General features: G+C 63.6%; 27 protein-coding genes. 13 read left to right on the top strand and 14 right to left on the bottom strand.

Translation table 11 applies throughout. From position 1 onward, the window contains the following. Positions 1–241: 241 nt before the first annotated feature. Positions 242–442 carry a hypothetical protein gene (locus tag IVA88_RS18810; RefSeq protein WP_247498719.1) on the bottom strand — a complete coding sequence of 67 codons (201 nt, stop codon included), beginning with the start codon at positions 440–442 and terminating at the stop codon, positions 242–244. After that, positions 443–616 carry a hypothetical protein gene (locus IVA88_RS18805; RefSeq protein ID WP_247498718.1) on the bottom strand — a complete coding sequence of 58 codons (174 nt, stop codon included), beginning with the start codon at positions 614–616 and terminating at the stop codon, positions 443–445. Between the two features lie 147 nt (positions 617–763). On the opposite strand from IVA88_RS18805, the gene IVA88_RS18800 reads away from it, so the two are divergent. Together IVA88_RS18800 and IVA88_RS18795 are read left to right on the top strand one after the other, a co-directional pair. After that, entirely contained in the window at positions 764–1,333 is a 570-nt protein-coding gene (locus tag IVA88_RS18800; protein ID WP_247498717.1) for a DUF1236 domain-containing protein, read from the top strand. A gap of 48 nt (positions 1,334–1,381) precedes the next feature. Continuing rightward, complete coding sequence (locus tag IVA88_RS18795; RefSeq protein WP_247498716.1) at positions 1,382–1,570, top strand: hypothetical protein; 189 nt, start codon at positions 1,382–1,384, stop codon at positions 1,568–1,570. A 21-nt stretch (positions 1,571–1,591) separates the two neighbouring features. On the opposite strand, the gene IVA88_RS18790 is transcribed toward IVA88_RS18795, so the two are convergent. Both IVA88_RS18790 and IVA88_RS18785 read right to left on the bottom strand, forming a co-directional pair. After that, a complete protein-coding gene (locus tag IVA88_RS18790; RefSeq protein WP_247498715.1) occupies positions 1,592–2,059 on the bottom strand; it encodes a metallophosphoesterase family protein in 468 nt (155 codons plus the stop codon). Positions 2,060–2,073: 14 nt separating this feature from the next. After that, entirely contained in the window at positions 2,074–2,292 is a 219-nt protein-coding gene (locus tag IVA88_RS18785) for a hypothetical protein (RefSeq protein ID WP_247498714.1), read from the bottom strand. 140 nt (positions 2,293–2,432) lie between these two features. On the opposite strand from IVA88_RS18785, the gene IVA88_RS32450 reads away from it, so the two are divergent. The 11 genes from IVA88_RS32450 (at position 2,433) to IVA88_RS18735 (ending at position 12,070) form a co-directional block, all read left to right on the top strand. Then, the gene (locus IVA88_RS32450; RefSeq protein WP_256466808.1) at positions 2,433–2,555 is read left to right on the top strand and encodes a hypothetical protein; all 123 of its coding nucleotides are present in this window, start codon (positions 2,433–2,435) and stop codon (positions 2,553–2,555) included. Positions 2,556–2,631: 76 nt separating this feature from the next. Next, the gene (coxB, locus tag IVA88_RS18780) at positions 2,632–3,642 is read left to right on the top strand and encodes a cytochrome c oxidase subunit II (RefSeq protein WP_247498713.1); all 1,011 of its coding nucleotides are present in this window, start codon (positions 2,632–2,634) and stop codon (positions 3,640–3,642) included. A 2-nt stretch (positions 3,643–3,644) separates the two neighbouring features. Continuing rightward, a complete protein-coding gene (gene ctaD / locus IVA88_RS18775) occupies positions 3,645–5,552 on the top strand; it encodes a cytochrome c oxidase subunit I (RefSeq protein ID WP_247498712.1) in 1,908 nt (635 codons plus the stop codon). After that, positions 5,549–6,148: a cytochrome c oxidase subunit 3 gene (locus IVA88_RS18770; RefSeq protein ID WP_247498711.1), complete on the top strand. Its 600-nt coding sequence runs from the start codon at positions 5,549–5,551 to the stop codon at positions 6,146–6,148. Before ctaD ends, IVA88_RS18770 begins: the two co-directional genes overlap by 4 nt. Then, positions 6,145–6,498, top strand: coding sequence for a hypothetical protein (locus IVA88_RS18765; RefSeq protein WP_247498710.1), 354 nt, complete (start codon positions 6,145–6,147; stop codon positions 6,496–6,498). The genes IVA88_RS18770 and IVA88_RS18765 overlap by 4 nt, the downstream gene beginning before the upstream one ends. Then, a complete protein-coding gene (locus tag IVA88_RS18760; RefSeq protein WP_247498709.1) occupies positions 6,486–7,409 on the top strand; it encodes a cytochrome c oxidase assembly protein in 924 nt (307 codons plus the stop codon). The genes IVA88_RS18765 and IVA88_RS18760 overlap by 13 nt, the downstream gene beginning before the upstream one ends. A 71-nt stretch (positions 7,410–7,480) precedes the next feature. After that, positions 7,481–8,272 (top strand): heme-binding protein, encoded by a 792-nt coding sequence (locus IVA88_RS18755; RefSeq protein ID WP_247498708.1) that lies wholly within the window; start codon positions 7,481–7,483, stop codon positions 8,270–8,272. A gap of 110 nt (positions 8,273–8,382) precedes the next feature. Beyond that, positions 8,383–10,218 (top strand): methanol/ethanol family PQQ-dependent dehydrogenase, encoded by a 1,836-nt coding sequence (locus tag IVA88_RS18750; protein WP_256466807.1) that lies wholly within the window; start codon positions 8,383–8,385, stop codon positions 10,216–10,218. After that, on the top strand, positions 10,202–11,041 hold the full coding sequence (locus IVA88_RS18745; RefSeq protein ID WP_247498706.1) for a substrate-binding domain-containing protein: 840 nt from the start codon (positions 10,202–10,204) through the stop codon (positions 11,039–11,041). The genes IVA88_RS18750 and IVA88_RS18745 overlap by 17 nt, the downstream gene beginning before the upstream one ends. Continuing rightward, positions 11,041–11,676 carry a cytochrome c gene (locus tag IVA88_RS18740; protein WP_247498705.1) on the top strand — a complete coding sequence of 212 codons (636 nt, stop codon included), beginning with the start codon at positions 11,041–11,043 and terminating at the stop codon, positions 11,674–11,676. The genes IVA88_RS18745 and IVA88_RS18740 overlap by 1 nt, the downstream gene beginning before the upstream one ends. A gap of 19 nt (positions 11,677–11,695) precedes the next feature. After that, on the top strand, positions 11,696–12,070 hold the full coding sequence (locus IVA88_RS18735) for a c-type cytochrome (RefSeq protein ID WP_247498704.1): 375 nt from the start codon (positions 11,696–11,698) through the stop codon (positions 12,068–12,070). Positions 12,071–12,128: 58 nt separating this feature from the next. Here IVA88_RS18735 and IVA88_RS18730 read toward each other — a convergent pair whose 3' ends face one another. The 10 genes from IVA88_RS18730 to rpoZ all read right to left on the bottom strand — a co-directional run bounded on the left by IVA88_RS18730 (position 12,129) and on the right by rpoZ (position 20,608). Continuing rightward, entirely contained in the window at positions 12,129–12,404 is a 276-nt protein-coding gene (locus IVA88_RS18730) for a hypothetical protein (RefSeq protein ID WP_247498703.1), read from the bottom strand. Positions 12,405–12,503: 99 nt separating this feature from the next. Then, on the bottom strand, positions 12,504–13,256 hold the full coding sequence (gene recO, locus IVA88_RS18725) for a DNA repair protein RecO (RefSeq protein ID WP_247498702.1): 753 nt from the start codon (positions 13,254–13,256) through the stop codon (positions 12,504–12,506). Between the two features lie 89 nt (positions 13,257–13,345). After that, positions 13,346–13,726: a hypothetical protein gene (locus tag IVA88_RS18720; protein ID WP_247498701.1), complete on the bottom strand. Its 381-nt coding sequence runs from the start codon at positions 13,724–13,726 to the stop codon at positions 13,346–13,348. 21 nt (positions 13,727–13,747) lie between these two features. Continuing rightward, on the bottom strand, positions 13,748–14,674 hold the full coding sequence (gene era / locus IVA88_RS18715) for a GTPase Era (protein WP_247498700.1): 927 nt from the start codon (positions 14,672–14,674) through the stop codon (positions 13,748–13,750). After that, positions 14,664–15,500 (bottom strand): ribonuclease III, encoded by an 837-nt coding sequence (gene rnc / locus IVA88_RS18710; RefSeq protein WP_247498699.1) that lies wholly within the window; start codon positions 15,498–15,500, stop codon positions 14,664–14,666. The genes era and rnc overlap by 11 nt, the downstream gene beginning before the upstream one ends. Further along, positions 15,497–16,258, bottom strand: coding sequence for a signal peptidase I (lepB, locus tag IVA88_RS18705; protein ID WP_247498698.1), 762 nt, complete (start codon positions 16,256–16,258; stop codon positions 15,497–15,499). The genes rnc and lepB overlap by 4 nt, the downstream gene beginning before the upstream one ends. Before the next feature lie 249 nt (positions 16,259–16,507). Beyond that, on the bottom strand, positions 16,508–16,927 hold the full coding sequence (acpS, locus tag IVA88_RS18700; protein WP_247432686.1) for a holo-ACP synthase: 420 nt from the start codon (positions 16,925–16,927) through the stop codon (positions 16,508–16,510). Next, positions 16,924–17,676, bottom strand: a complete 753-nt coding sequence (locus IVA88_RS18695; protein ID WP_247498697.1) for a pyridoxine 5'-phosphate synthase — start codon at positions 17,674–17,676, stop codon at positions 16,924–16,926. Before IVA88_RS18695 ends, acpS begins: the two co-directional genes overlap by 4 nt. 45 nt (positions 17,677–17,721) lie before the next feature. Continuing rightward, complete coding sequence (locus IVA88_RS18690) at positions 17,722–20,007, bottom strand: bifunctional (p)ppGpp synthetase/guanosine-3',5'-bis(diphosphate) 3'-pyrophosphohydrolase (RefSeq protein ID WP_247498696.1); 2,286 nt, start codon at positions 20,005–20,007, stop codon at positions 17,722–17,724. 208 nt (positions 20,008–20,215) lie between these two features. Beyond that, positions 20,216–20,608 (bottom strand): DNA-directed RNA polymerase subunit omega, encoded by a 393-nt coding sequence (gene rpoZ / locus IVA88_RS18685; RefSeq protein WP_007603391.1) that lies wholly within the window; start codon positions 20,606–20,608, stop codon positions 20,216–20,218. Positions 20,609–20,793: the final 185 nt, after the last annotated feature.

Genomic DNA, 20,793 nt, shown 5'->3' with positions numbered 1-20,793 from the left:
CATGTCGTTCTCCGTGATCGCAAGACGAGCTGATTGCCCTGGCCCTGGGTTAACTCGAGGGAGCAACATTGGGGTCACCTGGCTCCGGCAACATGCCGCAGCCAGGTGTCTTCTCATCGTCTGTTAATTCCGGGAACGCGTGCGGGCCGGCTCCGGGGAGCTGCCCCTCACCATCTCCAGGATCCCGATCCAGCGCGTTCAGATGCGCGCTGTCCGCGCCGTGCGGCTCATGCGGCATGTCTCAGCTCCTGGTGCGATCATCGTGGGTGTGATGCTGATCGCGCTCGCCACCGCCTCCCGAGACGTGTGATTTCCGGCCGTTGGTCGGCGATCCCGGCGTCGGAGCTTCGCGCTCGCGTCCGCCTTTCTCAGGATGCTTGCGATCCTGGCGTGAAGAGCCGGGGCCGCCAAATCGTTCTGTGTCAGAGTTCTTGTGCGGCATTCATCGATCCTGCTGGTAGCCTTGGTTCGTCGTGTTCTGCTTGATGTTGCCGTGACGTCCTTGGGTATCGAAGTTCTCGCGGCCGGGCACTTTCTCATCCGTCTCAATCCTCGGATCTGAGCCGGGTCCCTTGTCGCTGCGCTGCTCTGGCGGTACGGGGGGCATTTTTGACATTGCTTGCTCCTTCTTCGGGTCTTCGCGACCTCGTCAAGACCAATGAGATGCGGCGGTGGTCGTTCCTGAGCGATGCCGACGCATGTCCTTAGGAACGAACGATTTGCGCTCTGGTTGGCCAGACAGCTCGCAAAAAGGGTTTTGTTCATGGTCAAGGATCTACCGCGCCAAGCGGAGAAGGACGGCACTCGCAAGGTGATGATGATTGGATCCGCGCTGGCCGCGATTCTGTTTGTAGGTTTCGTTGTCTGGTTCGCTGTTCCCCAGATGTTTGGGGCGACAGACTATCTGGGCCGCCCTTCAACAGGCGCGGACAAGGGTGCCCCAGCCACCACCGTCGGCACCGGGGTTCCGACGCAGCGGGAAGCCGTCAGCAAGTCGGCCAAAGAGAATCCTGCCGGCAAGGAAGATGCAACCGGCGCCCGTGCGCGCGATGTCATGCAGACCACGCAAGCGGTGAACCTCAACGAACAGCAGCGCGAGCAGCTCCGCTCGATCATGTCCTCGGCGCACGGCCCGACCGTGGATCGCCCGAACTTCGAGATGATGATCGGCACGTCGGTGCCGCGCCAGACGGAGGTCGCCGACTTGCCGCCCGAAGTCACGCAGGTGCTGAACGGCTTCTGGGGCGACCAGTACCTGATCGCCGGGAATGACCTCGTCATCGTCGATCAACATTCGCGCCGCGTAGCCGGAATCATCGCCGGCGTGCGGTGATCGCGTGCTGCCGCGTCGACCGATCTACAGATCTCAAGAGGAGAACCTATGCCGAAAGCGAAAGACCCTGAAAACGATCCGAGAGAAACACCGGTCGACGATCCGCGGGAGCAGACCGACTTGCCGACCCACAGGCAGACCGACCAGCCGTGGCAGGGAAATCCCGAGAAGGAGCAGATCGACCCCAAACGCCCCCCGATCGATCTGGAGCGATGGCAAAAGTCGAATACCCACTAAATAGCGCGCAGGTACAGGTTTTCACCTGTCGAGTTCGTGGATGGTGGGCCGCAGGCCGCCGCCCTCATCCACATCGAGCGTTGCCAGTGTAATCGGCAGCCTGAAGCGCCTCGGTCCAGCACTCCCCGGATTTAGAAACAGTATTCCGCCGACTGCCTCGATCTTTACCCGATGCGAATGGCCGGAAATCACGACGTCGATTCCGCGCTGGGCAGGGTTTGCCTTCAGCTCCTTAAGGTCATGCAAGATGTGGAAGCATGCCCCAGCAAGGCGCACTGTCTCGGTCTCGGCGTAGCATTTTGCCCAGTCGCCTTTGTCGACATTGCCTTTGATGGCTGTAACAGGCGCAATCCGGCGAAGATCCTCGACAATACCGGGAGCGCCGATATCGCCGGCGTGAATAATGTGCGAGACGCTCGCGAGGCAACGCTCCACCTCCGGCCTCAGCAGCCCGTGCGTGTCGGAGATCACCCCAATCCTGAACGCCATGTCACATCGCAGCTTCAGTGCAGGACATCCAACGGCACCCGGCCGATCTCTTCGCCGTCCTGATCGGTGACGAGAATCGAGAAGTTGCGGCCCTCAAGCTCGGGGCGCTCCTTCAGGAGCCGCGTGGCAATCTCCTCGGCCACATCCAGAGCCTGAATGTCATCCGGCAGCTCGGCGCCCCCTTCGTCAGCTACGGTCTTCGAATCCACCAAATCAAAATGATAGCGCGGCACGTCAATCCTCGAATCTGTGGCAGAAACGCGCGATCTCAAGCCTTCGTTCCGGCCGGGGGCACCTGGACTTCTTCGGACGTTCAGGAACCTCCAGCTTGTCGGGACATTGCTGCTGCGAAAACATCCGGACTGGATTGACCATGCTCGACGAACTGCGCGTGCTAGCCCAGCCCGGCGCGGCCATCGCGGTCCTCGCAGTCTTGTTGCTCATGGCTGCGGGTGATGCGGCGATCTTCATCGCTGCCAAGGGCTGGCCGTTCTGAGTTCGCCGTCCGAACGCTTATAGGAACCTTTGTAGGACTGGCCGGTTCCCGGCTGTGAAGGGAACGGCGAGCGTCTATGCCAGTCTGGGTGCGACTTTTTCTGGTTCTTTGTACGAGTTGGTCGCTGGCCGGGTGCGCCGGTCGGCAGTCGACGCTCGACCCGCAAGGGCTGCAATCCGAGCAGATCCTGCATACGCTATTCATCTTCCTGGCCGTCGCGGCGATCGTCTGGGTCGCGGTGGTGATCGTGCTCGGCGTCGGAATGGTGCGTCGGAAGCGCTTGGCCGATCAGCCGCTCGACCTCCATCAACCCTTCGAAGAACGCACGGGCCGGGTCATCCTTGGGCTCGGCGTTATAACCACGGTGATCGTGCTCGGGCTCTCCTTCGTCAGCTATGCCGGGCAGCGCACCGTCTTCGCCAAGGACGAGAACGCCCTCACGCTCAAGATCATCGGCCATCAATGGTGGTGGGAGGTCCGCTACGAGGCCGACAGTCCGCACCAGAGTTTCGTGACGGCGAACGAGATCCGGATTCCGACCGGCCAGCCGGTGAAAGTCGAGCTGGAATCCGCCGACGTGATCCACAGCTTCTGGGTGCCGAGCCTGACCGGCAAGATGGACCTCATCACCGGGCAGAAGAACGAGCTGCAATTCACCGCGAAGAACGCCGGCGTCTATCGCGGACAATGCGCCGAATTCTGCGGGCTTCAACACGCGCATATGGCGTTCACGGTGATCGCATTGCCGCCGGACGAATTCGCTCGGTGGCGCGAGCATGAAAACCAGAGCGCGAACAGCCCCGCGGATCAGCTCGGCAAGCAGGGCGAGGCTCTGTTCCGGGCGCGCGGCTGCGCACTGTGTCACAACATCAACGGTACGATGGCCGGCGGGCAGCTCGGTCCGGACCTCACGCATATCGGCAGCCGCACCACCATCGCGGCGGGAACGCTACCGAATACCCCCGCGACGCTCGGCGCCTGGATCGCGGATCCCCAGCACATCAAACCCGGCAATCTGATGCCGAAGATGCCGCTGCAATCGGACGAAATGATCGCGATCCTTCATTATCTGGAGCAGCTCAAGTGAGCATGGCCGCTGAACCAAATGAGTTGCGGGACGATGTCCTGAACGGCCTTCGGCTTTCCAGGCAACTGGAGAAAGTGTGGCGCACGCCGTCCGGACTGGTCGGTGCGCTCATGTCGGTCGACCACAAGGTCGTGGGACGTCGCTACATCCTGACCGCATTCGCGTTCCTGCTTCTCGGCGGAATTCTTGCGATCCTGATGCGTGTTCAGCTGGCCGGCCCGGAGAAGACGTTTCTCTCGGCCGACAAGTACAATCAGATCTTCACGATGCACGGCTCGACGATGATGTTCCTGTTCGCCGTGCCGGTCATGGAGGCGTTCGCCGTCTACCTCGTGCCGCTGATGGTCGGCACGCGGAACATCGCCTTTCCGCGGCTGAACGCCTTCAGCTACTGGATGTTTCTGTTCGGCGGCTGCTTTCTGTGGATTTCCTTTGCGCTGAATGTCGGTCCGGACGTCGGCTGGTTTGCCTATGTCCCGCTCTCCTCGCTGCAATATACACCGACGAAGCGCCCGGATGTCTGGGCGCAGATGATCACCTTCACCGAGGTTGCGGCGCTCGCCGTCTCCGTGGAAATCGTCGTGACCGTGTTCAAGCTCCGCGCGCCGGGGATGACCCTCGACCGCATTCCCCTGTTTGTCTGGGCCATGCTTGTCACAAGCTTTCTGGTGATGTTCGCAATGCCTTCGGTCATGGTGGCGTCGACGTCGCTGATCCTGGATCGGCTCGTCAACACCCGCTTCTATGATTCCTCCTCGGGCGGCCATCCCCTGCTGTGGCAGCACCTGTTCTGGTTCTTCGGCCACCCCGAGGTCTACATCATCTTCATTCCGGGAACGGGCATGGTCTCGGCGATCCTCGCGACGTTCGCGCGCCGACCGGTGATCGGCTATCCCGTCGTCATTCTCTCGTTGATCGCGACCGGCTTCCTGTCGTTTGGCCTGTGGGTCCACCACATGTTCGTCACCGGCCTGCCGCAACTCGGCGCCGGCCTGTTCACGGCCTCCAGCATGCTGATCGCGGTGCCGAGCGGGCTCCAGATCTTCTGCTGGCTAGCGACGCTGTGGGACGGACGTCCGGTTTATAGGACGCCGCTGTTGTTCGTCATCGGCTTCATCGTGATCTTCGTGCTCGGCGGGCTGTCCGGCGTCATGGTCGCCTCGGTCCCGATCGACACCCAGGTGCACGACACCTATTTCGTCGTCGCACATTTCCACTACGTGCTGATCGGTGGCGCCGTCTTTCCGCTGGTGGGCGCCGTCTACTACTGGTTTCCCAAGATCGCCGGTCGCATGCTGAGCGAGCGACTCGGGCGCTGGAATTTCTGGCTGGCCTTTATCGGCTTCAACGTCGCGTTCTTCCCGATGCATATCCTCGGGCTGATCGGAATGCCGCGGCGGGTCTACACCTACACCGCCGACATGGACTGGGCGCATCTGAACCTCTTGTCCAGCGGCGGTGCTCTCATTTTCGCGCTCAGCTTCGCGCTGCTTCTGGTCAATGTGATCTACAGCCTGCGCAAGGGTGAGCTCGCGGGCGACAATCCCTGGAATGCCTCGACGCTGGAATGGGCGACCTCCTCGCCGCCCCCGCCGCAGAATTTCGACCGCATTCCCGTGGTCAAGCACCGCGATCCGCTGTGGGCCGACAACGAGAGCCTGCCCGTGGTCGCGGGTCTGAGCGCGGAGCGGCGCGAAGTCCTGTTGACCTCGCTTGCGGAAGCGGAGCCGCAGATCCGCGAGGCTTCACCGGAGCCGAGCATCTGGCCGCTGCTCGCCGCCATCGCGACGACGGTGTTCTTCATCGGCTCGATCTTCACGCCCTGGGCGGTGCTCTGGGGCACGCCGCCGATGGCGGTCACCCTGATCGGCTGGTTTTGGCCTGCCGGCAGCAAGGAGGACGAGGAGTGAGACAGACCATCGTCCGCAATGTCGCTGAACTGCCGACTTATGGTTACGGCCCACGCAGCGGACCGTGGTGGGGCGCCATGGGCTTCATGGCGCTCGAAGGCATGGGCTTTGCCATTGCCGTCGGCGCCTATCTTTATCTCTACGCCGTCAATCCAACTTGGCCGATCGGCGCGTCACCGCCCGATCTCTGGCCGGGCACGGCCGAAGTCGCGCTCTATCTGCTCAGCATAATACCCAATGAATATACCAACCGCGTGGCACATCGGCAGGATCTCGCAAAGGTGCGCATCTGCCTCGTGGTGATGGCCGCGATTGGCATCGCGCTTCTGGTGCTGCGCGGCTTCGAATTCGCGCATCTCAACACTCGTTGGGATAATTCTGCCTACGGCTCGATCGTGTGGCTCATTCTGGGACTGCACACGACCCACCTTGCCACCGATGTCGGCGACACGGTCGTGCTGGCAGTGCTGATGTTCACGCGCCATGCGAAACCACGCCGCTTCAGCGACGTGACCGACAACGTGTTCTACTGGAACTTCGTCGTGCTCGCTTGGCTGCCGCTGTACGTTCTGCTCGATTGGGTGCCGCGTCTATGACCGAAGCTGACCGACGATCCAGACTGCTTTACTGGGCCGGCGTTGCGCTCGGGCCCATCGCGTGGGGCGTCAATTTGCAAGGCGTCTACGTACTCGCGCATTTTTCCTGCGAAAAAACCAGGATGAGCGGCGCGATTGTGAGCGCGGTCCTCGCTATCGTCTCGCTTGCAGGCACGCTGATTTCGGCCCGCGCAGTTCGGCGCGGCGCGGAGGCTGAATGGGCCGATGCGCAAGGTGGCGGGCCGAGAACGTTCATGGCCTGGCTTGGCGTCGGCTCCGGTGTGCTGTTTGCGCTGGTGATCGCGAACCAGCTCGCCGCCTCGCTCATGATCAGCCCATGCCTGCGCTGAGGATTGCAGCGCTGCTGCTCGCGCTGCTCGCGGGGTCGGCCGATGCGCACGGACTGTCGGATGTCGATTCCGGATCGCTTTGGAGCTACGACCCCTGGCTGATGGCCCCGCTCTATGCCGTGGGGATCGGCTTCTATGTCGGAACGCAGCGGCTTTGGCACCATGCGGGAGGCGGCCGCGGCGTCAGTTTCCGCCAGGTCGCGGCGTTCTGGACCGGATGGCTGATCGCCGCGCTCGCCGTGACCTCGCCGCTGCACTGGCTCGGCGAGCGCCTGTTCACCGCGCACATGGTCGAGCACGAGCTGCTCATGGTCGCGGCGGCACCGCTGATGGCGTTCGCCCGGATCAACGGTCCGCTGCTGTGGAGCCTGCCAGCCCGGCTTCGCCCGGCGGCAGGTCGCGTTCTCAATTGGCCGGTACTGGTGTGGCCGTGGCGTTTTGTAAGCCACCCCATGAGCGCGACCATCCTCCACGGCGCAGCGCTCTGGGTCTGGCATGCACCACCGCTCTACGCATGGGCGCTCGAGAACACGGCGATCCATCGTCTCCAGCACATCAGCTTCTTCGTCAGCGCGCTATTGTTCTGGTGGGTGCTGCTGCACGGTCGAGGACGGGGCCGCAGTATCCGAATTCGCGACGGCATCGCGGTCGCCTGCCTGTTCATCACCATCCTGCATTCCGGCGTGCTCGGGGCCTTGCTGACCGTGTCGACGCGGCTCTGGATCCCGGGCCAGGGCGCCCTCGCCGGCGAAGTCGGCCTCTCGCCGCTTGAAGACCAGCAGCTGGCCGGCATCCTGATGTGGGTGCCGATGGGCATACTCTACACATGCGCGGCCTTGTTCTTCGCCCATCGCTGGCTGACGGCGGACGGTGGGCACTCCCGCCTCTCTCTGCTTCAACATCCAGGCTGAGCGATCCTGCATAGGAACCGCGACTTCTCCTCGAACGTTCGCATGCTGACTGCGGTACTCCAGGAGGCCACATGGGCAAGCGATCCGTCACGACGGCAGCCGCGATCTTGAGCGCAGCTTTCTCGATGCCCGTTGTCTTGAACGCGCAGGACCAGCCCCGTCCCGCGATGTCGTGTCCGGTCGACCATGACCAGCTCGCCGATTCCCTCAAGAAGAGCGTCAAGCCGGGCGGCGGGCCGAGCAACGGAGGCCTCGACAACAACGAGTGGGCTGCTGTCGTCAATCGACAGGGCGTTGTCTGCGCAGTCGCTTACAGCGGCAGCAAGGTCGATGATCAGTGGCTTGGCAGCCGGGCGATCGCAGCTGAAAAGGCCAACACCGCCAACGCGTTCAGCCTGAAGGACAAGGCCATGGCCACGGCCAATCTTTACGCGGGCGCGCAACCTGGCGGATTCCTGTTCGGTACGGCTCTCAGCAATCCTCCATCCCCCGAGGTTCTGTACGCCGGTACTCCCGACGAATTCGGGACTCCCCACGATCCGATGGTCGGCAAGCCCGTCGGCGGCGTAATCGTCTTTGGCGGTGGGCTGGCGCTCTATGACGGCAACGGCGTCGCCGGTGCGCTGGGCGTCAGCGGTGACAGTTCCTGCGCCGATCACAACGTCGCCTGGCGCGTGCGTCACCTGCTCGGACTTGACCGCGTGCCGGCCGGCGTCAGCCCGAACATGAAAGACGCGATCATCTATGACATCGGGCCTGACGGCAAAAGTCCGTCGGGATTTGGTCACCCCAAGTGCAACGGCAAGGAGGATCAGATCGCCGTAGATCTCGGCGCGGGCGTTTCTGGCAATGTCGTGAGATAGCGCACCGCTAAGGTCGGACTTTGGAACCAAGCGGAGGCGCAACGTTTGTACGTTCGCAATCCGGCCTGCATCGCGGCATGGCCCCATCACTGCCGTGGAGATCTTTGCATATGTTAGTGCGTCGGCTTACGCGGTTGCTGAGCGCGGTTTGCGCGTCCTGCGCATTGCTGTCGTCCGCCTCGGCACAAACCGATCTGGCCAGCCGTATGAAGGACCCGGGCCAATGGCCCATGGCGGCGCGCGACTATGCCAACACCCGCTACAGCGAACTCGACCAGATCAACGCGACCAATGCTTCGCGCCTCCAGCTTGCGTGGACGTTCTCGGTCGGCGCCGATCGAGGTCAGGAGGCGGCGCCGCTGGTGGTGGACGGCACCATGTATGTGGTCGGGCCGTATGCAGGTCCCTACCCCAACCGTGTGTTCGCACTCGATGCCACGACCGGTGAATTGAAATGGTCCTACGCACCGAAGCCGGAGCCCGCCGCCGCGGGCGTCGCCTGCTGCGACGTCGTCAATCGCGGACTCGCCTTCGACAACGGCAAGGTCTTTCTCAACACGCTCGATAACCACACCGTCGCCTTGGATGCGAAGAGCGGCAAAGAGCTTTGGCACACGAAGCTCGGCGAGATCAACAAGGGGGAAACCATCACCATGGCTCCCGTCGTGGTGAAAGGAAAGATTCTCGTCGGCAACAGCGGCGGCGAACTCGGCGTGCGCGGCTGGGTGACCGCGCTCGACGAGAACACCGGAGCCATCGCTTGGCGCGCCTATTCGACAGGTCCCGACAAGGACGTGCTGATTAGCGACGATTTCAAGCCGTTCTACGACAATCTCAAAGGCCAGGATCTCGGCGTCAAGACTTGGCCCGCCGATCGATGGCAGATGGGCGGCGGCACCGTCTGGGGCTGGATCTCCTACGATCCTGATCTGAACCTGGTCTACTACGGCACGGCCAATCCAAGCCCCTGGAATGCGAACCAGCGCAGTGGCGACAATCTCTGGAGCACCACGATTTTTGCGCGTGACGCTGATACCGGTCGCGCCAAATGGGCCTACCAGATCAACCCGCACGACCTGTTCGACCACGACGAGATCAACGAGAACGTTCTCGTCGACCTCGAGATCAATGGACAGCCGCGCAAGGTTCTCATCCACCCCGGCCGCAACGGCTACATGTACGTCATGGATCGCGCCACCGGCGAAGTGATCTCGGCGGACGCATATGATTTCGTGAACGCCTATAATGGCGTCGACCTGAAAACCGGCAAGATCATCCCGAACGAGGAGAAGACGCCGCTTACCGGCAAGACGGTCGAGAACATCTGCCCGAGCGCGCCCGGCGCCAAGGATTGGCAGCCGAGCGCGTGGTCACCGCGCACAAAACTCCTTTATGTGCCCCATCAGCATCTCTGTATGAGCTTCAAGGCTTCTCAAGTTGGTTACATCGCCGGCACGCCCTATGTCGGCGCCGACGTCGACATGTATGCCGGCCCCGGCGGATACCGCGGCGAGTTCATGGCGTGGGACCCCGTCGCGCGCAAGAAGGTCTGGGAGATCCATGAGAAGCTGCCGGTCTGGAGCGGCGCGCTCGTGACAGCCGGCGACGTCGCATTCTACGGCACCATGGATCGCTTGTTCAAAGTGGTCGACGCCAAGGATGGGCACGTGCTCTGGCAATTCCGTGCCGGCTCCGGGTTCATCGGCCAACCGGTTTCCTATCGCGGCTCGGACGGACAGCAATACATCGCGATCCTCTCGGGCGTCGGCGGCTGGCCGGGCGTGGTGGCCAATGCCGAGGTCGATCCGCGGGTGCGCAACGGCGCCCTCGGCTTTACCGGGGCGACGCAGGATCTGCCGTTCTACACCGCCGGCGGGAGCGAACTGCTGGTGTTCAAGCTCGGCGGCGCAAATGGTGAGGACACCAGCCATGCGCCTTCGAAATAGTTGTTCCAGCATCGCGCTCGTTATCCTGATCGGGCTCGCGACCACCGCGGCGACGGCATCGGATGGCGAACTCCGCGTCTGCGCCGATCCGAACAATATGCCGTTCTCGAACAGCGACGAGGCGGGATTCGAGAACAAGCTCGCAGCCATGGTGGCCGAAGACCTCGGCAAGCAGCTGCAATACACTTGGTGGGCGCAGCGCCGCGGCTTCGTCCGCAACACGCTGAAAGCCGGCAAATGCGACGTCGTGATGGGCGTGCCGGCCGGCTATGATCTCGTCGAGACCACGATGCCCTATTATCGGTCGAGTTACGTGTTCGTCACGCGGCAGGACCGGCACCTCGACCTATCGTCGCTGCTCGACTCGCGCCTGCACCACCTCGTGATCGGCGTGCATCTGATCGGCGATGACGGCAACAATCCGCCGCCCGCGCAGGCGCTCGGCGAACAGGGCATCGTCGACAACGTCCGCGGCTACTCGATCTACGGCGACTATCGCCAGGCCGATCCGCCGGCGCGCCTGATCGAGGCGGTCGGAAACGGCGAGGTCGACGTCGCCGCCGCGTGGGGTCCGCTGGGCGGCTATTTCGCGCAACGCTCAGCCGCGGCGCTGACCGTCACCCCGATCCGGGACTACGAGCGCTTTGCGCCCCAGCAGTTCCAGTTCGCCATTTCCATGGGCGTGCGCAAGGGCGACGGCGCTTTGCGTGACCGGCTGAATGCGTTCATCGACACGCATCGGTCCGAGATCACCTCGCTGCTGCGCAGTTACGGCGTTCCGCTTGTGGACCAACCGGTCACGGTCTCAGGAGGACGTGAGTGATGTCTGCCGCAGCCCTGCGCGCGAGCGCCCTATCGTTGCTGCTGGCAACCGTGCCGAACGGCGCCGGGCTTGCCCAGCAGACTCTGCCGCAATCGCAGGAGGCGCAGACGCCGACGCCGGCACCGCGTCCGACTTTCGGTGGCAGCGTCGGCAATGGCAGGCCGGGCGTGTTCATGCAGGTCCCGGTCACCACCCTCTTTCCGGGCGCGCAGCCGGACCGGCCTCAGATCAAGAACCCCGCGCAAGGCGATCCGAATGCGGAGCAGCGCGGGATGACTTACTACGTCAACTTCAACTGCGTCGGCTGCCACGCACCCAATGGCGGCGGCGGCATGGGGCCGGCGCTGAGCAACAGCATTTTCACTTACGGCTCGCAGCCCGAGAACATCTTTCTCTCGATCTATCAGGGCCGGCCGAACGGCATGCCGGCTTGGGGCGGCGTGCTGCCTGACAGCGTGATCTGGGATCTCGTCACCTATATCGGCAAGATCAGCAACGAGCCAAGCCACCAATGGGGCCGGACCTTCTCGGCGAAGCCGTTGTCGCCTGACGTGGAGCAAGTCCCGACCGAGCAGGTCTCGACGACCGATCCCTGGTCTGCCACCAAGACTTTCAATTTCGGCCAAAAGCCCTGACGGGTAAGCGGAGCAGCCGATGGTGAGTTCGGGCACACGGTTCTTAGCCGCCTCGCTGCTGGCCATGGCGACCGCCGCCTGCGAAGGCAAGGCTGCGGGCCCGGACAATTTCACTGGCGATGCCCGTCGTGGCACTGATCTCGTCAGACAATATCAGTGCGGCACTTGTCACGATATCCCCGGCGTTGCGGGAGCAGATGGCAATGTCGGCCCGCCCCTGCATCGCATCGGCACGCGGACCTACATCGCCGGCTACATCCAGAACTCCCCGGACAACATGGCTGACTGGATCGAAGATCCACAGCGGGCGTTGCCGGGCAATGCCATGCCGACAATGGGTATCCCGCAGAAGGACGCGCGCGACATCGCGGCGTTTCTCTATACGCTGAAATAGCCGTCATGACGCCGACACGTCGTTCAACGAACGGCTCCGTGGCGCGCCATGTGGGCGGCTACTGCCCGGCCCAACCAGCGGTCACGGTCGATTGGGTTTTGGCCTGCGCTGTCACGGGCGCATTGGTCAGGCAACGCCGGGCCGTCTCGATCTCGACCTCCGTTGCGCCCTTGGACCGGGCCCATGCCTCTGCTGCCGCAGCCGAATATTTGGCCACATAAAATCTGACGACGGTGCAGGAGGCACGGCGAAACACGCCCGGTTGCTCGCCTGCGAGGGCGTCCGGCGCCAGCGCGACAAGCGCTGCCGAAATCACAAGTCCCTTGATCAGCATGAGGCTATCCCCGGTTGGAACCCCGAGGGCAAGTCCAGGAAACCCGGTTTTGTTCCATCGAGGCTGTCGCTTTTGCAGCAATACAGAGCCGCGCCAGGCTCATGGCGCGTGAATCGCGGTCTTGGCCTGCTGTCGCGTCAGCGCGTTGATGAAGCCTGCCCGCGCGTCGGAATGGCCTTGCCCGCGCGGCTCCAGCACGTGGCGCAGCAGGAACAGGCCGGTCAGTCGAAAGCCGTCCTGGAGATCCTCGTCGGTGAGGTCGCTGTGCACCTCGCCCTGGCGCAGGAACGGCGGCAGCCGCAAAAGGCGGTCGCGCCACGGCTCGCCCGCCCCGCGTGACACCGCGGCGCCAGACTTCGGCGAGACATAGATCAGATCAGTGGTCTCCCCGGTCACCGCGCAGTTTTCCAGCGCCAACCCGAAGCCGAGCTCAGCGAGCATCGCCAGCTCGAAATGGATCAGATGCACGGCGGCGCTGCCGATGTCGTCGAAATCGTCCAGCGAATGTTCGAGCAGCGCCAAGATGTTTTCGTGCGGATCGCGCTCCGGCAGCAACCGCGCAATCGAGGCGAGATGAGTGATGCCGTAGACGCCGTGGGATGATCCCAGCAGCGTCGCCGCGCGCAGCTTGAGGCCCTCGATGGCATAGGTGCCGAGATGCTCGTCGAGCCGCGCCCGCCACACCAGGCTGAGGCTGTTGCCGGGCTGCAGCAGCGGCCGCATCCGCGATCCGGCGCCGCCGCGGACGAGACCGAGATGGCGGCCGTGCGCGCGGGTCAGCAGCTCGACAATGGCGCTGCTCTCGCCATGCCGCCGCACCCCCAGCACGATGCCTTCGTCGGTCCATTCCATGTGCGAAGTCTAGCGCATTTCAGGCGATCGTAGGGTGGGCAAAGCGAAGCGTGCCCACCAATTTGATCAACCGCGCAAAGCGCGAATCCTCACGCGTTGAACCAGCCCTGTGCATCGCCGCTGAACGAGAAATACAATCCCATCGCCGTCAGCACGCAGGAGACGATCTCGATGGCGCTGTCGAGCTCCATGCCCTTCGCGCCGATGATCTGGCCGAGCGAGATCACCGACAGCACCAGCGCTGCCGCCAGCACCCAGCGCGGCCAGTTCTTGCGCCAGCGCGCAGCGAGCCAGACGAAATAGACCAGCAGCAGGATCATGCCGCCGGCGAGCAGCGTCCCCATCATGATCATCTGCTCGGTCATCTCAGCTTTGGGCGTGCGATCCTGCACAGCGACCGACAGGGCGTCCAGCATCAACGATGCATAGAGCAGCGCTTCGAAGCGCCGTACGTTGCTGGGTACGCTCATCGATGACCGATCTTTTCTTGGTTATTCTCTGGGAAATTCCAGGCCCATCTCGCGGTAGCGATCGGGATCGTCGCCCCAGTTCTCGCGCACCTTGACGAACAGGAACAGATGCACCGGCACACCCAGGATCTCGCCGAGTTCCTTGCGCGAGTCCGCGCCGATCGACTTGATGGTGGCGCCACCCGCGCCGAGCACGATCTTGCGCTGGCTTTCGCGCTCGACGAAGATCGTCTGCTCGATGCGCACCGACTTGTCCTTGCGCTCCTCCCACTTGTCGGTCTCGACCGTGGACTGGTAGGGCAATTCCTGGTGCAGCTTGCGAAAGATCTTCTCGCGCGTGATCTCGGCCGCAAGCTGCCGCATCGGCGCATCCGACATCTGGTCTTCGGGATAGAGGAACGGCCCCGGCGGCACGATCTCGGCCAGTGTATGCCTGAGATCGTCGACGCCGTCGCCGGAGATCGCCGCGATCATGAAGGTCCTTGCAAACGCCATGCGCTCGTTGGCGGCCTGCGCCAGCGCCAGCAGCTTCTCGCGCTGGACCAGATCGACCTTGTTGATGACCAGAATCTTCTCGTGCTTGACGCTGGCGAGCTTGGTGAGGATCGCCTCTGCTTCCTCGTCGATGCCGGCCTTGGCATCCAGCAGCACGCAGACGAGGTCGGCGTCATGCGCGCCGCTCCAGGCGGTCGAGACCATGGCGCGGTCGAGCCGGCGCTTGGGCAGGAAGATGCCGGGCGTATCGACCAGGATGATCTGCGCGTTGTTCTCGATCACGATGCCGCGGATCAGCGCGCGCGTGGTCTGCACCTTGCGCGAGACGATCGTGACCTTGGCTCCGACCAGCGCATTGACCAGCGTGGATTTGCCGACGTTCGGCGCGCCGATCAGCGCGACGAAGCCGCAGCGCGTAGCAGTGGGCGCCTCGCCGCTTGCTTCAACCGTCATTGCCGCCGCCAACGCCTTCACGTTCGATCATCACTGAAGCTGCCACTTTCTCTGCCGCGCGCTTGCTGCCGCCGATGCCTTCAGCCGGCGCCAGCCCCGGCAGGTCGACCGCGACACGGAATTGCGGATCATGATGCGGGCCGGTGCGCTCGACCTCGCGGTAGACCGGCGTCGGCAATCCCTTGCCCTGCGCCCATTCCTGGAGAACGGTCTTGGGATCGCGCAAGGGACGCCGCGGCTTGTGCATGCGCTCGGTCCAGTTGCGCTTGACGAAGTCGGCCGCCGCCGCGTAGCCGCCGTCGAGGAAGACGGCGCCGATCACGGCCTCGCAGATGTCGCCGAGCACGCTCTTGCGCAAGCGCGCGTCGGCGCTGGGACCGACCGACCCGAGCTTGATGTCGTCGAGCAGACCGAGCGACTTGGCGACATCGGCGCAGCTCTCCTTGCGCACCAGTTCAGCAAGTCGCTTGGACATCTCGCCTTCGTCGGCGTTCGGGAACGCGTGATAGAGCATGTCGGAGACGACGAGCCCGAGCACGTGGTCGCCGAGGAATTCCAGCCGCTGGTAGCTGTCGCCGCGCTTGCGCCCGGACTTCAGCGCGGAGACATGCGTGATGCCTTGCATCAAGAGGTTCGGATCGGCAAAGCTGTAGCCGATGCGCGCCTCGAGCCCCGCGTTCGCATCCGGACCCCTGGCCTTGCTGCTCCGCACCCGCTTCTTCTTTGCAGGCGGCTTGATCTCAAGGGCCTTGGTCGCAGCTTCGCCGTCGGGGCCCGCTTGAGCCTCGGTCGGCTGGGTCGCGATGTCCTTGGCTTCGTCTTTCATCGAACGATTTTGAAGAAGCGAGTCCAGCGCACCGCCCACGGCCAGCGCCAGAACATCCAGGCATGCTCGCCTTCGGCGATCGAGAAGAAGATCATCTGGGCGCGCCCGATCAAATTCTCCTGCGGCACGTAGCCGACCTGACCGAGGAAGCGGCTGTCGGTGGAGTTGTCGCGATTGTCGCCCATCATGAAGAAATGGCCGGTCGGCACGGTGTAGACGTTGGTGTTGTCCACATAGCCATTGTCGGCGCAGTCCAGCGTCTCGTAAGACACGCCGTTCGGCAGCGTTTCCTTCCAGCGCTTCACCCGGGAGACACCACCGCCTTCGGAGCCGCAGGGATCCTCGCCGACAAATTCGCTCATGCGCTGCCGCTCGACCGGCGTGTCGTTGATATAGAGCAGCCCGTCCCGCATCTGGACGCGGTCGCCGGGAAGGCCGATCACGCGCTTGATGTAGTCGGTGGAATCGTCCTTCGGCAGGCGGAATACGACGATGTCGCCGCGGTCCGGGTCCGAGCCCCAGATCCGCCCGGAGAACAGCGGCGGCGAGAACGGGATCGAGTAGTGGCTATATCCGTAGGAATATTTCGAGACGAACAGATAGTCGCCGACCAGCAGCGTCGCCTTCATCGAGCCGGATGGGATGTTGAACGGCTGGAACAGGAAGGTGCGGATCACGAGCGCGATCAGGAGAGCATGGATCACGACCCGGATCGTCTCGCCGACGCCGCTCTCAGTTTTCGAGGAAGTCACGCTCATTGCTCTCTCAATTCCGGCCGGCGGTCACAGCGCGCCCTCCTTCCGCGAACAGCCCATCGCTCGCGGCCCAAGGAGATTGTCCTGATTCTGATAATGAGGGCCAATTCCGGCGTAAAGCCGAATTCGCCCAGCCTGATTTGCGTCCGCGGACTTTTAGACGGTTGTCGGAGGCCGCGCAATCAAGGAACGCATCAAAACTGTATAAGCATTTGATTTTTAAAACGAATCTTAAAAATGATCGGAGCATCGTCAGGGTTTGGCCAGCGGCACGGCGGAAATAATGACGAAGGCCTGCGCCAGCGGCCAGTCATCGGTAATCGACAGGTCGATCTGCGCCTCGAACCCCTCCGGCGTCAGGGCCTGGAGCCGGGCCAGCGCCCCGCCCGTCAATCGCATGGTTGGCCGTCCTCCCGGCAGGTTGACCACCCCCATGTCGCGCCACCAGACGCCGCGCCTTATGCCGGTACCGAGCGCCTTGGAGCAGGCCTCCTTGGCGGCGAAGCGCTTGGCGTAGGTTGCCACCACCATCTTCTCGTTCTTGGCGCGCCGCTCCGCCTTGGCCCGCTCGGCCGCGGTGAAGATGCGATCGAGGAAGCGCTCGCCATGGCGCTCGATCACCTTGCCGACGCGGGTGATGTCGATCAGATCGGAGCCGATGCCGATGATCATGCCCGGCTCCGGCCGCGTTCCATCGCCGCGCGCATGCTGCGCACCGTCTCGGCGAGACCGACGAACAGGGCTTCGCCGATCATGTAGTAGCCGATGTTCAGCTCCATGATCTCCGGCAAGCCGGCGATCGTCTCCGCCGTTGCGTAGTCGAGCCCGTGTCCGGCGTGAACCTCCAGCCCCGCTTTCTTCGCGAGCTTCACTCCCGCCACGATCCGTTGCCATTCGGCCTCGGCCTTGTCGGCGTGGCCATCGACGACAGCGTCGCACCAGGCGCCGGTGTGGATTTCGATCACGGGCGCGCGCAGCCGCGCCGCCATCTCGATCTGGGCGGGATCGGCCGCGATGAACAGCGACACCCGGATGCCGGCATCGTTCAGCCGCGCGATATAGGGCGCCAGCGCATTGTGCTGGCCGACGACGTCGAGCCCGCCTTCGGTCGTCACCTCCTGGCGCCGCTCCGGCACGAGGCACACCGCGTTCGGCTTGGTGGCGAGCGAAATGCGCATCATGTCGTCGGTCGCCGCCATCTCGAAATTGAGCGGCTTGGAGATCTCGGCCTTCAGCCGCGCCATGTCCTGGTCGCGGATGTGCCGGCGATCCTCGCGCAGATGAGCGGTGATGCCGTCGGCGCCGGCCTCGATCGCCAGCAGCGCCGCGCGCACCGGATCGGGATTGCGGCCGCCGCGCGCGTTACGCAGGGTCGCGACATGGTCGATATTGACGCCGAGGCGGAGCGGAGGTGCAGGCATTTCAGGACTCACGGAATCATAAGGACAGACCCAGACGGAAGGCGTCTATCCATTAACACGTTCGGCGCGGGCCACGACCGCCTTCGCGCGCAGCTGAGCCAGGATGGCGCTCAAATGCTTGAGATCGTAGACTTCGAGATCGATCGTCGTCTCGGTGAAGTCCGGTGAGCGGCGCTGCATGCTGATGTTGTCGATGTTGCCGTCGTGCTCGGCGATCACGGTCGCGATCTGCGCCAGTGCGCCGGGCTCGTTGACGTTCTCGACCTTGATACGGGCCGGGAAACGCTGCGGCGCGGAGTCCTCGATGTCCCAGCGCACGTCGAGCCAGCGCTCCGGCTCTTCCTCGAAATCCTTCAGGGCCGGCGCCTGGATCGGGTAGATGGTGATGCCCTCGCCCGGCGTGACGATGCCGACGATGCGATCACCAGGCACTGCGCCGCCGTTCGGCGCGAACTTCACCGGCAGGTCGGAATTGATGCCGCGGATCGGGATCGCGACCGGGCTGCGCGGCGGTTCCGACGACTTCTCCTTGAGCTTGGCGGCAAGCCCCTTCTTGGCGCCGTAGCGCGCGATGCGCTCCTCCTTGTAATCGGGATACATCGCACGCGCGACGTGGGAGGCCTTGATCTCGCCGCGCCCCACAGCCGCCATGACGTCCTCGATCGAGGTCCGCGCCAGTCGCGGCAGCGCGCCCTTGAGCTTGTCGTCTGCGTATTCGATCTTGGCGCGCTCGAACAGGCGCTCGACGATGCGCCGGCCGAGACCGACATATTGATCGCGCACCGCAGTCCTGGTGGCGCGGCGGATCGCGGCGCGCGCCTTGCCGGTGACCGCCAGCGTTTCCCAGGCGGACGGCGGCGCCGCTTGCGCTTCCGAGGTCAGCACCTCGACCTCGTCGCCGTTCTGAAGTTCCGATGACAGCGGCGCGAACTGGCCGTTGATCTTGCAGCCCACCGCGCTGTTGCCGACGTCGGTGTGCACGGCATAGGCGAAGTCGATCACGTTGGCATGGCGCGGCAGCGCGATCAGCTTGCCCTTCGGGGTGAAGCAGAACACCTGGTCGTGGAACAGCTCGAGCTTGGTGTGCTCGAGGAATTCCTCGGGGTTGGCGCTCTCCGAGAGGATGCCGATGGTGTGGCGCAACCAGGCAAACGCATTGGACTCGCGCTTGAGGAATTCGGTCGGCGAGCCCGCGCCTTCCTTGTAGAACACGTGCGCGGCGATGCCGCGCTCGGCGATCTGGTCCATGGCCTCGGTGCGGATCTGCAGCTCGACGCGCTGGTTGCCGGGGCCGATCACGGTGGTGTGGATCGAGCGGTAGTCATTCTGCTTCGGCGTCGAGATGTAGTCCTTGAACCGCCCGGGCACGACCGGCCAGTTTGTGTGGACGATGCCGAGCGCGCGATAGCAGGCCTCGATGTCGTTGACGACGACGCGGAAGCCGAAGATGTCGGACAATTGCTCGAAGCCGACCGACTTGCGCTCCATCTTGGTCCAGATCGAGAATGGCTTCTTGCGGCGGCCATAGACCCGCGCCCCGAGACCCCGGTGGCGCAGATTGTTGGAGAGCTGGTCCTCGATTTCGCCGATCAGATTGCGGTTGCGCTCGGCCAGTGCATCGAGCCGCTGCATCACCACCGAATACGCTTCGGGGTCGAGGGTCCGGAAGGACAAATCCTCCAGCTCCTCGCGCATTTCCTGCATGCCCATGCGCCCCGCCAGCGGCGCATAGATGTCGAGCGTCTCCTCGGCAATGCGCCGTCGCGACTCCGGCGGCACGAAGTCCAGCGTGCGCATGTTGTGCAGGCGGTCGGCGAGCTTCACCAGCAGCACGCGGACATCGTCAGCAATGGCCAGCAACAATTTGCGCAGGTTTTCGGCCTGCTTGGCCTCCCGCGACACCAATTCCAGCCGCTTCAGCTTGGTCAGGCCCTCGACCAGCGCGCCGATCTCGGGCCCGAAGATCTGGTCGATCTCGGCCCGTGTCGCTTCGGTGTCCTCGATCGTGTCGTGGAGCAGCGCAGCCACGATGGTGGCGTCGTCGAGCTTCAGGTCCGTGAGGATCGCTGCCACTTCGAGCGGGTGGGAGAAATACGGGTCGCCCGAGGCGCGGGTCTGCGACCCGTGCGCCTTCATGGCGTAGACATAGGCGCGGTTCAGCAGGTCTTCGTTGGTGTTGGGATTGTAGGACCTGACGCGCTCGACGAGGTCATATTGACGCATCATGCGCGCGCGGGGCTTCGCCGGGCGCGCCAGCGGCGCAGTCGGGGCCACGGCAACCGATTCGGTTGCGGCCTGCATCTGCGTTGGTCCGCGGCGCCGATATACCATGCCGTCCTGCCTTCAAACGGACCACGAGACAGCCCGTTGTATACATCTTAGCTCCGATCGCACGCGTGTCCGATCAATTCAGTGACAGGGCCAGGCGCGAACCGACAACACTATTGTAACCACGAAAATGCCAGCAAAAGCAAAGGCCCGAACAACGGTTCGGGCCTTTGATAAGATCACAAGAAGTCGATGGTCGCGACAGGACGATTTACTCGTCCTCCTCGGGCTGCTCCTCGGGCGGCGCGAGGCCTTCGAGACCCTTCAGGAGCTCCTCTTCCGTCATGCGCTCAACCGCGACTTCGGTATCGTCTGCATCCACGCTTGCACCGGCGGAACCGATCAGCGGCACAGTGTCGGGCTCGGGCTCGTCGACCTCGACGAACTTCTGCAGCGAGTGCACCAGCTCCTCGCGGAGGTCCTCCGGCGAAATGGTGGTCTCGGCAATTTCGCGCAAAGACACAACAGGGTTCTTGTCGTTATCGCGGTCAACCGTTAGTTGTGAACCAGACGAAATCATGCGGGCACGGTGGGCGGCCAGCAGGACCAGGTCAAACCGGTTGTCGACCTTGTCGATACAATCTTCTACGGTGACGCGAGCCATCGACTGTCGCTCCGTTGTGGGTGGGACGAAATATGTGGATGAATGGCGCTAGTTATAGGGGCCGGGAGAGTTTCGCAAGACCAATTTGTGATTTGGCCTCGCCAAACGGCTCTGCTACCCCCACATTGGGGCTGGGATGGGTGGTTTCCCGGGCTGCCGGGGACGCTGGCGCCGGGTGTTTGCAA

The organism is Bradyrhizobium sp. 149 (genome assembly GCF_023073915.1).
GTDB lineage: Bacteria > Pseudomonadota > Alphaproteobacteria > Rhizobiales > Xanthobacteraceae > Bradyrhizobium.
Note: the sequence above shows the minus strand (reverse complement) of the source record. Positions and strands in the feature narration are given on the sequence as shown.